Annotated in this window: 10 protein-coding genes; 7 read left to right on the top strand and 3 right to left on the bottom strand. The window is 68.1% G+C overall.

Annotated elements, in window-relative coordinates; translation table 11 throughout:
- Together G3N64_RS11075 and G3N64_RS11065 are read right to left on the bottom strand one after the other, a co-directional pair.
- Window positions 1-407, bottom strand: a 407-nt coding sequence (locus G3N64_RS11075; protein ID WP_205783993.1) for a response regulator, incomplete at its 3' end; no start/stop codon positions are given.
- Between the two features lie 855 nt (window positions 408-1262).
- Window positions 1263-1487, bottom strand: coding sequence for a hypothetical protein (locus G3N64_RS11065; protein ID WP_205783992.1), 225 nt, complete (start codon window positions 1485-1487; stop codon window positions 1263-1265).
- Between the two features lie 337 nt (window positions 1488-1824).
- On the opposite strand from G3N64_RS11065, the gene G3N64_RS11060 reads away from it, so the two are divergent.
- The 4 genes from G3N64_RS11060 (at window position 1825) to G3N64_RS11045 (ending at window position 4932) form a co-directional block, all read left to right on the top strand.
- The gene (locus tag G3N64_RS11060) at window positions 1825-2514 is read left to right on the top strand and encodes a DUF969 domain-containing protein (RefSeq protein WP_205783991.1); all 690 of its coding nucleotides are present in this window, start codon (window positions 1825-1827) and stop codon (window positions 2512-2514) included.
- Complete coding sequence (locus G3N64_RS11055; RefSeq protein WP_205783990.1) at window positions 2511-3461, top strand: DUF979 domain-containing protein; 951 nt, start codon at window positions 2511-2513, stop codon at window positions 3459-3461. Before G3N64_RS11060 ends, G3N64_RS11055 begins: the two co-directional genes overlap by 4 nt.
- A gap of 9 nt (window positions 3462-3470) precedes the next feature.
- A complete protein-coding gene (locus tag G3N64_RS11050; protein WP_205783989.1) occupies window positions 3471-4493 on the top strand; it encodes a DUF2891 domain-containing protein in 1023 nt (340 codons plus the stop codon).
- A gap of 115 nt (window positions 4494-4608) precedes the next feature.
- Window positions 4609-4932, top strand: a complete 324-nt coding sequence (locus G3N64_RS11045; RefSeq protein WP_205783988.1) for a hypothetical protein — start codon at window positions 4609-4611, stop codon at window positions 4930-4932.
- Between the two features lie 47 nt (window positions 4933-4979).
- On the opposite strand, the gene G3N64_RS11040 is transcribed toward G3N64_RS11045, so the two are convergent.
- Window positions 4980-5789 carry an IclR family transcriptional regulator gene (locus tag G3N64_RS11040; RefSeq protein ID WP_205783987.1) on the bottom strand — a complete coding sequence of 270 codons (810 nt, stop codon included), beginning with the start codon at window positions 5787-5789 and terminating at the stop codon, window positions 4980-4982.
- A gap of 187 nt (window positions 5790-5976) precedes the next feature.
- On the opposite strand from G3N64_RS11040, the gene G3N64_RS11035 reads away from it, so the two are divergent.
- From G3N64_RS11035 to G3N64_RS11025, 3 genes are all read left to right on the top strand, one after another.
- On the top strand, window positions 5977-7632 hold the full coding sequence (locus G3N64_RS11035) for a choline dehydrogenase (RefSeq protein WP_205783985.1): 1656 nt from the start codon (window positions 5977-5979) through the stop codon (window positions 7630-7632).
- A 128-nt stretch (window positions 7633-7760) separates the two neighbouring features.
- The gene (locus G3N64_RS11030) at window positions 7761-9065 is read left to right on the top strand and encodes an MFS transporter (RefSeq protein ID WP_205783983.1); all 1305 of its coding nucleotides are present in this window, start codon (window positions 7761-7763) and stop codon (window positions 9063-9065) included.
- Window positions 9066-9537: 472 nt separating this feature from the next.
- On the top strand, window positions 9538-10953 hold the full coding sequence (locus tag G3N64_RS11025; protein ID WP_205783981.1) for an FAD-binding oxidoreductase: 1416 nt from the start codon (window positions 9538-9540) through the stop codon (window positions 10951-10953).
- The last annotated feature ends 27 nt before the right edge of the window (window positions 10954-10980 follow it).

Raw genomic sequence — 10980 nt, 5'->3', positions numbered from 1 at the left:
CCGCCGGGAGCGTCGAGCAGGCGGCCGATCTGGTCGATCTTCGCGAGCAGCAGCCGGGTCGTGTCGCCGGCCGAGCCGTCGCCGAGGCGCGGCGTATCGACTGCGTCGAGCGCGCCGGCGCCCATCGCCTCGAACACGCGCCACGCATTCGCGCCGATGCAGCTCGTCACGATCAGGATCGCGCACGGTCGTTCGGATCGCATGATCCGCCGCGTCGCTTCGATCCCGTCGAATTTCGGCATGATCAGGTCCATGAGCACGACGTCGGGCGGCTGCGTGGCGCACAGTTCGACGGCCTGCGCGCCGTCGGTCGCGACCCACAGCACGCGGTGCTCGGGCCGTCGCGCGATCGCGCGGCGCATCGCCTCGACGGCAAGCGGGAGGTCGTTGACGATGCCGATGTTCACTAGCGGAATTCTCCGGTCGGTTCGTAATGTTGGAGGTGGGCCGGGTTCATGGAAGGCGCTGCCTGTTCGGCGCTGTCGGGCGGCATCGGCGGCCGGACGGCACGGCATTCTTTTGGGTTGGCGACGCCCGCATGCTGTCATGCGGCGCGGGCGGCGGCAATCGAAAAATTTGCGCATGATGCCGTTTCAGTGCGTTTCCTCTATGAATGCGCGGTGTATCGGGACGGCGGCGGAGCAGCGCCGGCCCGTGTGTGCATGCCCGGCCACGCGGTTTCGACGCAGCAGGCAGCAGCAGGCAGCAGCAGGCATGTTACCGCGGCGGCTTCGATAAAAAAGACGGGGAGAATGCCGGATGGCCGTGCCCGACACTGGACGCGTCAGCCGCGACCCGTACGTGCCGATCGTGACCGAGCGCGACGGCCGGTTGCTGTACCGGATCTGCATCGAGCGCGGACACGCGTCGTTCTACCGCGATTTTCCGGTCGATGCCGACGCGGTGCGCGTGCTGCGCGACGACGCCGAGCGTTACGACTTCCTGTTCGCGGCGCTTCACCATCCGTATCAGATGAGCGCAACGAACCTGTCCGACGGCGAACGCGAACGGTACTTCAGCACGATCCTGTTTGCCGGCCGCGACGAAGTCGAAGCGTTCATGACGGCACGCGACCGCGCCAGCAACGGCGCGGTCGAGAACCTGCCGAGGATCGTCACGCAGGCCGACTACCGGCAACTGCGCGCGGGCCGGTGGTTCGGCATGGGGGGCGGCACGCCGGCGTGTAGCACCCGCTCACGCCCGTCATCCGCTTCAACGGGCGCGGGCGGAAACCGGCGCGCACCGGCGGCGCGGCCGCGCCGTCAATGGCTGCGCGCGTACCCCTGGATCAACGCACGCATCATGCCTTCGACCGTCGCGTCGCGCAGGTCGCTTTCCTGCTCGGCTTCCTCGACGAGCGCGGCATACGCGGTCGCGAGCGTCACGCGATCGACCTCATTGCGTTGTTCCATCAGCGTCACCATCCCGTCCTTCGCCAGATGAGCGGAGAACGCGCGGCTGCCGATGGTCTGGAATACGTCAATCATGGCGGCTCTCCCGTCCGTTGCCGATGCTTTCCAGTTTAGTCGGCGCACCGGGGCTCCGCCACGCGCGGCGGCCCGCCGCAAGCCGTCCCCGGAGCGGGAATGCGCGGGCCGCGACCGGCGCACCCGCATCGGCTGGCCGGCCATCGATTCCTCGGATGAAACACCAGCGACATATGGCCCGGGCACGGTATCGGCACGCTTCAACGTTTACCCGGAGCAGCAAATTGTCGACTTTTTATCGATAAAGTCTCGTGTTAGATTGCGCCGTCCGAGCCCGGTCCAAACCGGGCAGACGGCGCGTAGCCAAGGCGCTGCGCATCCGATACAAGGAGGAGCAATGCTGGTGCTGATTGGGGTGCCGATCGTCGTGATCGGTTTTGCACTGCGCTTCAATGCGCTGCTGGTGGTCACGATCGCGGGGCTCGCGACGGGGCTGGCGGGCGGGCTGAATCTCGTCGACATCGTCAGCGCGTTCGGCAAGGCGTTCACCGAAAACCGCTACATGGGGCTCATCTGGCTGACGCTGCCGGTGATCGCGCTGCTCGAGCGCAACGGGCTCAAGGAGCAGGCGAAGCGGATGATCTCGCGCGTGCAGGCGGCGACCACGGGCCGCGTGCTGATGCTGTACTTCGTGCTGCGCCAGGCGACCGCCGCGCTCGGCCTCACGTCGCTCGGCGGCCATGCGCAGATGGTGCGGCCGCTGATCGCGCCGATGGCCGAGGCCGCCGCCGTCAACCGGCACGGCGAGCTGCCCGAATCGGTGCGCCAGCAAATCCGCGCGCAGGCGTCGGGCGTCGACAACGTCGCCGTGTTCTTCGGCGAGGACATCTTCATCGCGATCCAGTCGATCCTGCTGATCAAGGGCTTTCTCGAACAGAACGGGATCTCCATCGAGCCGCTGCACCTGTCGGTATGGGCGATCCCGACCGCGATCGCCGCGCTCCTGATCCACTGCACGCGCCTCGCGCTGCTCGACCGCCGGCTGGCGCGCGGCTTCGGCCTGCTGGCGCAGGAGGGCGCACGATGATCGGCCTCGAATCGCTGTACACGCTCGCGGGGCTGATGTTCGCTGCATTCGCATGCTTCAACCTGACCGACCGCACGAACCCGCGCCGCGTCGTCAATTTTGCGTTCTGGGCGATCTACGCGGTCACGTTCCTGCTCGGCGCGCTGCTGCCGCATTTCGTGACGGGCTGTCTCGCGATCGCGCTCGCGGTGATCGCCGGCTCGGGCAGGCTCGGGCGCGGCAAGTCCGATGAAGCCGGAGAAGCGGCCGCAGTGCGCCGCGAGACGCTCGCGCAGCGTTTCGGCAACAACCTGTTCCTGCCCGCGCTGCTGATTCCGGTCGTCACGCTGATCGGCACGTTCGCGCTGAAGCGGGTGCCGTTCGTCGACCCGAAGAGCGTGACGCTGATCTCGCTCGTGCTCGGCACGCTCGTCGCGTTCGCCGTCGCGCTCGCGATGCTGCGCGATTCGCCCGTGCATGCGGTGAAGGAGGCACGTCACACGATGGATGCGGTCGGCTGGGCCGCGATCCTGCCGCAGATGCTCGCGGCGCTCGGCGCGCTGTTTGCGGTCGCGGGCGTCGGCGGCGTGGTGTCGGGGCTCGTGAAGGAGTGGGTGCCGATCGATTCGCCGTTCGCGGTGGTCGCGGCCTACACGGTCGGCATGGCGCTGTTCACGATGATCATGGGCAACGGCTTTGCTGCGTTCCCGGTGATGACGGCCGGCATCGGTCTGCCGCTGATCGTCCATCAGTTCCACGGCAACCCGGCGATCGTCGGCGCGATCGGGATGCTGAGCGGCTTCTGCGGTACGCTGATGACGCCGATGGCCGCGAACTTCAACATCGTGCCGGCGGCGCTGCTCGAACTGAAGGACAAGAACGGCGTGATCAAGGCGCAGTGGCCGACGGCCGTGCTGCTGCTCGCCGTGAACACGCTGCTGATGTATGCGTTCGCATTCCGTTTCTGAGAGATGCCAATGACCGACCGACTCACGCCCGAACTTGCCTCGAAATTCGCGTCGCTCGCGCTCGCGCACCTGACCCGCGAATATCCGAACAAGCTCACGCATTCGCTCGCCGGCCCGCGGGACGTGCAGGGGCCGCGTGCGCTGCACCCGATCTTCTACGGCAGCTACGATTGGCACTCGTGCGTGCACGGCTACTGGCTCGTGCTGCGCGTGCTCGAACGCTACCCGGCGCTGCCGGAGGCCGAGCGTATCGTCGCGATCGTCGATGCGCACTTCACCGATGCGAACGTCGCCGGCGAGCGCGCGTATCTTGCGCTGCCGCACAACAGCGGCTTCGAGCGGCCGTACGGCTGGGCGTGGCTGCTCGCGCTCGCCGCGCAGCTCGAGCGGCTCGCGCTGAAGGGCACGCTGCCGCAGGCCGCGCGCTGGGCGAAGACGATGGCGCCGCTCACCGACCTGTTCGTGTCGCGCTTCGAGACCTTCCTGCCGAAAGCGACCTATCCGCTGCGCGTCGGCACGCACTTCAACACCGCGTTTGCACTCGCGCTCACGCTCGACTTCGCGCGCGACGCGCAGCGCGACGGGCTCGCGGCGCTGATCGTCGATACCGCGAAGCGCTGGCACCTGAACGACGTCGCATGCCAGGCGTGGGAGCCGTCGGGCGACGAGTTCCTGTCACCCGCGCTGATGGAGGCGGAGCTGATGCGGCGCGTGCTGCCGGCCGCCGAATTCGACGGCTGGTTCGCGCGCTTCCTGCCCGATCTCGCGCGCGGCGAGCCGGCGACGCTGTTCGAGCCGGCGACGGTCAGCGATCGCAGCGACGGCAAGATCGCGCACCTCGACGGGCTGAACCTGAGCCGCGCGTGGTGCCAGCGTGCGCTTGCCGGCGCGCTGCCGGAAGGCGATGCGCGACGCGCGAAGCTGCTCGAGGCGGCCGGCCGGCATCTCGCGAGCGCACTCGCGCACGTGGCCGGCGACTACATGGGCGAGCACTGGCTCGCGACGTTCGCGTTGCTGGCGCTGGAGGCATAGCGCGCGAGACCCCACGGGCGGCAAGGTCTTCGGCGCGCGGCTATACTCGCCGCTCGGGTTGCATCGCGCTGCAGGTGTTGCGCGATGCGGCCATCCTTCCGTTCGCTGCCTCGCCATGGACAAGCTCATTTCCTACGTCGCTGCGATCCACGGGCTCGCGGGCCCGGTGTCGATCGTGTCGCATGCGACGTCGCACGACCGCTGGACCGACGACGACGTCGAGGTCACGCGCGACGAAACCGAATACCGCTTCGACAACGGCGCGATCGTGCGCCGCTCGGTCGAGCAGGATCGCGCGCCGTCCGATCTGTTGTGCGCCGAATGCTGGATCGACTACGACGTGCTTCGCCATCCCGATGCACAACCGATCGGCCCGACGCGGGTGACGTTCGACAACGCATGCCGCGAGACTTTCTGGCTGCGTTACCACCTGGCTTGAACGTTTCAACGCATGCGCGCGTAACGGCATGAACGCACTCGGCCTCGTCAACCCGGCGGTACGCCCTCAGCCGCATGCAGCAGCGGCGCGAGCCGCGTAGCCGCTTCCCGCATTTTCGGCACGTTCTCCAGCAGGTCGTTGAGCGTCGCACGCGCAGTCGGCGCATGTACGGCGAGCGCCGCGAGCAGGCGGCCACTCGCGGGGTCCTTCACCGGCACCGCAACAGCCACCATCCCGCGCACGAATTCCTCGTTATCGATCCCTACACCGCGCGCGGCGAGCCGGTCGAGTTCGGCTGCGAGCAACTGCGCATCGGTCAGTGTTCGGTAGGTCATCTTCTTCAGCGTGAGCCGCGCGAGCATCGCGTTGCGCTCCAGCGCATTCATCTGCGACAGGAACAGCTTGCCGCTCGCCGTGCAATGCAACGGCACGCGCATGCCGGGCCGCATCTCGAGCCGCAGCGGCTCGGTCGTCTCGACGCGTTCGACGTACAGCACCGTGTCGCCGTCGAGCGCGGTGAGGTTGCAGGTCTCGCCGAGCACGTCGACGAGCGCGCGCAGCACCGAACGGCAGTCGCGCGTGAAGGTGTTGTTCGACAGCGCCGCGAGCGCGAACTGCGCGGCGCGCGGGCCGAGCGCGATGCCGCGGTCGTGGCCGCGCGAGTCGGGCATGTGGATCACGTAGCCGCGCGTTTCGAGCGATTCGATCAGCCGCAGCAGCGTCGCCTTCGGGATATGCAGCCGCGCGGCGAGCTGCGACAGCGTGTTCGGCTGGCCGGCCGACGCGAGCGCTTCGAGCACCGCGAGCGCGCGCAGGACGCGCGCGTCGTCGGCCGGCGCGGGGGCGGGTTCGCGCATGTGTCTCCTCCGTCGGGATCGGCGTGCGTCCCGGGATGGTGTGTGCGATGGAAATGAAACGAATTGAACGGTTTTTGTACCACATTCGCGGCGTGGACAATAAATCGGCTTGTATGCGTTCCATGTGCTCAATAAATTTGGACAAAACATACCGGATTTTTCCAATACCCCGGAACGGAGACACGGAATGACACGCAGCTTCGACTATGTCGTGGTCGGCGCGGGATCGGCCGGTTGCGTCCTCGCCAACCGGCTGTCCGACGGCGGCCGCCATACGGTGTGCCTGCTGGAAGCGGGCCCCGCCGACAACTCCATGTGGATCCACGTGCCGATCGGATATGGCAAGACGATGTTCCACCCGGTGTACAACTGGGGCTTCCGCACCGATCCCGATCCGAACATGCACAACCGCCGCCTGTACTGGCCGCGCGGCCGCACGCTCGGCGGCTGCAGCTCGATCAACGGGCTGATCTACGTGCGCGGGCAGCAGCAGGACTACGACCACTGGGCCGCGCTCGGCAATCGCGGCTGGAGCTGGCGCGATTGCTTGCCGTATTTCCGCAAGCTCGAACACAACACGCTCGGAGAAGGGCCGACGCGCGGCACCGGCGGCCCGCTGTGGGCGTCCGCGATCCGGCAGCGGCAGGCGCTCGTCGACGCGTTCGTCGCCGCGTCGAGCCGGCTCGGCGTGCGCACGGTCGACGATTTCAACACGGGCGACCAGGAAGGCGTCGGCTATTACCAGCTCACCACGCGCAACGGGCTGCGCTGCTCGACGGCCGTGGCCTACCTGAAGCCCGCGCGCGGGCGGCCGAACCTGCATGTCGAAACCGATGCGCAGGCGCTGAAGGTGCTGTTCGACGGCACGCAGGCGTCCGGCGTGCGCTACGTCCAGCATGGCAAGGTTCACGAGGTGCGTGCGTTGCGCGAGGTGATCCTCGCGGCCGGCGCGCTGCAGTCGCCGCAACTGCTGCAGGTGTCGGGTGTCGGGCCGGCCGCGCTGCTGGAGCGGCACGGGATTCCGGTCGTCGCCGATCGCGCGGGTGTCGGCGAGAACCTGCAGGATCATCTGCAGATTCGTCTGATCTACGAAGTGACGAAGCCGATCACCACCAACGACGAATTGCATTCGTGGGTCGGCCGCGCGAAGATGGGCTTGCAATGGGCGCTGTTCCGCGGCGGCCCGCTCGCGATCGGCATCAACCAGGGCGGGATGTTCTGCCGGGCGCTGCCGGACGAATCGGCGACGCCCGACATCCAGTTCCATTTCTCGACGCTGTCGGCCGATTCGGCGGGCGGCAGCGTGCATCCGTTTCCCGGCTGCACGTATTCGATCTGCCAGCTGCGGCCCGAATCGCGCGGCACCGTGCGAATCCGCACCGACGATGCGCGCGACGCGCCGTCGATCCAGCCGAACTATCTCGACACCGAGCGCGACCGCCGCACGACGGTGGCCGGCGTGCGCTTCGCGCGCCGTGTCGCGGCCACCGAGCCGATGGCGCCGCTGATGAAGCGCGAGGTACGGCCGGGCGCGGATGCGCAGACGGACGACGAACTGCTCGAGTTCTGCCGGGAATACGGGCAGACGATCTTCCATCCGTCCGGCACCGCGAAAATGGGCGTCGCGAGCGATCCGCTCGCGGTCGTCGACGAGCGCCTGCGCGTGTACGGCACGCACGGGTTGCGCGTGGTCGACTGCTCGATCATGCCGACCCTCGTGTCGGGCAATACCAACGTGCCGATCGTGATGGTCGCCGAGAAGGCGTCCGACATGATCCTCGAGGACGCACGCGCGGCCGATCGCGGCCACGGCGTCGCACCGGCCGCCGAGGCGCTCGCGTAGGGCCTCGCCACGCATCAACCCGCGTGGCCCGTGCTCCTGCGCCCGGACGGCCGCCGCGCGTTCATCGATGCCCCCGCCGGTGCGGCGCCGGGGCAGGTTGCGGCGCATCCTTACCTGGAGAAGCTCGCATGGCTATCGATTCCCGGGTCGTCCGACGCGTGGCCGCGGCCAGCGTGATCGGCGCGACCGTCGAGTGGTACGACTTTTTCCTGTACGGCGTGGTCGCCGGCATCGTGTTCGACAAGCAGTACTTTCCGGCCGGCGACGCGTTCGTGTCGACGATGCTCGCGTATGCGACGTTCGCGGTCGGCTTCGTCACGCGGCCGCTCGGCGGCTTGCTGTTCGGCCATCTCGGCGACCGCGTCGGGCGCAAGTCCGCGCTGATCCTGACGATGCTGATCATGGGCGTGTCGACGGCCGGCGTCGCGTTCCTGCCGACCTACGCGCAGATCGGCATGTGGGCGCCGGCGCTGCTGCTGACGCTGCGCGTGCTGCAGGGCATCGGATTGGGCGGCGAGTGGGGCGGCGCGGTGCTGATGGCGTACGAATATGCGCCGCCGCACCGGCGCGGGCTGTATGCGAGCCTGCCGCAGATCGGGCTCGCGATCGGGCTGTGCCTCGCGGCCGGCGTGGTCGCGGCGCTGTCGCGTGCGTTGCCCGATGCCGCGTTCCTCGCGTGGGGCTGGCGCGTCGCGTTCGCGGCGTCGCTGCTGCTCGTCGCGGTCGGCTTCTACATCCGCACGCGGGTGGCCGATACGCCCGAGTTCGTCGCGCTCAAGCGCCAGCGGCGCGATACGAAACTGCCGGTGGTCGAGCTGCTTGGAAACTATCGGCGGGCGATCCTGCTCGGGATGGGTGCGCGCTATATCGACGGCGTGTTCTTCAACGTGTTCGCGGTGTTCTCGATCGGCTACATGACGCGCAACCTGTCGATCTCGCGCGGCGACGCGCTGCTCGGCGTGATGAGCGCGGCCGTCGTGATGTGCGTGTTCATCCCCGTGTTCGGCAGCCTGTCGGACCGGCTCGGCCGTGCGCGCGTGTACCGGTGGGGCGCGACGCTGTGCGGGCTGTCGGTGCTTCCCGCGTTCTGGCTGCTGCAGACGCAATCGACGAACCTGCTCGCCGTGTGGCTCGCGCTGGTGATCCCGTTCGGGATCTTCTACGCGATGGCGTACGGGCCGGAGGCCGCGCTGTTCGCGGAGCTGTTCGACGCGAACGTGCGTTACACGGGCATCTCGTTCGTCTACCAGGTGTCGGGCATCTTCGCGAGCGGCCTGACGCCGATCGTCGCGACCGCGTTGCTGCGCGTGAATGGCGGGGCGCCGTGGCTCGTCGGGGCTTACGTGATGTTGTCTGCACTCCTGTCGATCGTGTCCGCGCGGGCGATCGAGAAGCGTGGCGGCGTGGCTGAAGTCGCGGTGCGCACGATATGACGGTGGAAGGGGGGGCGGCGTGAGGCCGTATCGGCGTGCTGGTCTTCTGGCGGAGTCGCACCCGCGCCGCTGAACTTTGCTGACAGGTGCCGTTTGCCCGCTGTTGCCGGCCCTTCGGATTCCCGGTCATCAGGCAGCGTCGCACCCGCGCCGCTGATCCTTGCCGACCGTCGCCGTCCCCCCGTCGCCCGCTGTTACCCGCCGTCCGCCGCCCGCACGCGCTGGTCCAAGCGAATCCGGCCCACTGGCCCTACCTGCGAAAAAACGGCCTGCCTACACTTTCCTCGACAGATCGCCGCATTGAAGCATCTGCACACGATCGACCCGAAGAGAACGATCAGGAGACAGGCATGACCAACAGGCAGTCGGCAGCATTCGCCCGCGCGGCGAGCGCGCGCCCCGCATCAGTCAGTCGAATCGCCTCGTGCGCCCGTCGTGGCGCGGCAGGCAAGCCCGCGTCGGAGGTCTGAGCATGGCGACCCCTTCCATCGAACGCACCGCGAGCGGCTTTGCCGGCGGCCGGTCGAACGATACGCGTTACGACCCGACCTACGATCCGCTCGTGTCGCCGGGGCCCGGGTGCGGCAAGCAGTACGCGCCGACCTACTGGGTCGCGACGGCCGGCACTCCGCCGCCCGACGACGGCCCCGTCACGCGCGATCTCGATGTCGACGTCGCGATCATCGGCGCCGGCTACACGGGCCTCGCAACCGCGCTGTGCCTCGCGCGCGACCACGGCATCAAGGCCGTCGTGCTCGAGGCCAACCGCACGAGCTGGGGCTGCAGCAGCCGCAACGGCGGCCAGGGGCAGAACGCGTCGGGCCGGCTGTCGCGCTCGCAGTGGATCGAGCGCTGGGGCAAGGACGTCGCACTGAAGATGCACGACGAGATCCTCGAAGGCTTCGAGAACTTCAAGTCGCTCGTATCGGAAATCGACTGCGATCCGCAGCCGGGCGGCCATTTCCTGATCGCACATCGTCCGCGCGTCATGGCGAAGCTCGCAGCCGAGGCGAAGGTGTGGAAGGACGTGTTCGGCTATCCGTCCGAGCTGCTGAGCGCGGAAACCTTCCGCCGCGAATTCATCAACGACCACGAGGCGGCCGGCGCGCTGCACGAGCCGGAAGGTATCGGCATCCATGCACTGAAGCTCGCGTTCGGCTACCTGCGCCTGGCGCGCGAAGCCGGTGCGAAGGTGCATATGAGCAGCCCCGTGCTCGGCTTCGAGACGATCGACGGCGTGCACCACCTGCGCACGCCGGGTGGCGTCGTGCGGGCCCGCGCGGTCGGCATCGCGACCGGTGCGTATACCGCACAGACACTGCATCCGTCGCTGCGCAGCAAGGTGATGCCGATCCTGTCGAACTCGATGGTTACGCGCCCGCTCACCGACGCGGAGATCGACGCGTGCAATTTCCGCACGACGCAGGTGCTGACCGATACGCGTACGCTGCGCTTCTACTACCGTTTCCTGCCCGATCGCCGTCTGCAGATCGGCAGCCGCAGCGCGATTACCGGCGACGATGCGCCGAACCCGCGCCACTTCGAATTGCTGAAGGAAGGGATGGCGCGCAAGTTTCCCGCGTTGCGCGGCGTGGAGATCGATTATTCATGGTGGGGCTGGGTCGACGTGAGCCACGACATGATGCCGCGCGTGTGCCAGCCCGACCCGCGGCAGTCGGTGTACTACGCGCTCGGCTACGGCGGCAACGGCGTGTCGTACTCGCAGCAGGCCGGCCGCCGGCTGGCCGAGCAGATCGCGGGGAAGGGCGCACGTCAGACGCTGCCGATCTTCACGTCGCCGCTGCCGGGTCACCCGTTCGCGCCGTTCCGGCGTCTCGGGCAGCGGATGCTCTACCTGTCGTACTTCAGGAACGACGAAAAGCCCTGAACGCAGTGCTTGTCGCCCGGCGTGACG

Origin of the sequence: Burkholderia sp. Ac-20344, from assembly GCF_017104975.1 — a bacterium.
Classification (GTDB): Bacteria; Pseudomonadota; Gammaproteobacteria; order Burkholderiales; family Burkholderiaceae; genus Burkholderia.
Note: the sequence above shows the minus strand (reverse complement) of the source record. Positions and strands in the feature narration are given on the sequence as shown.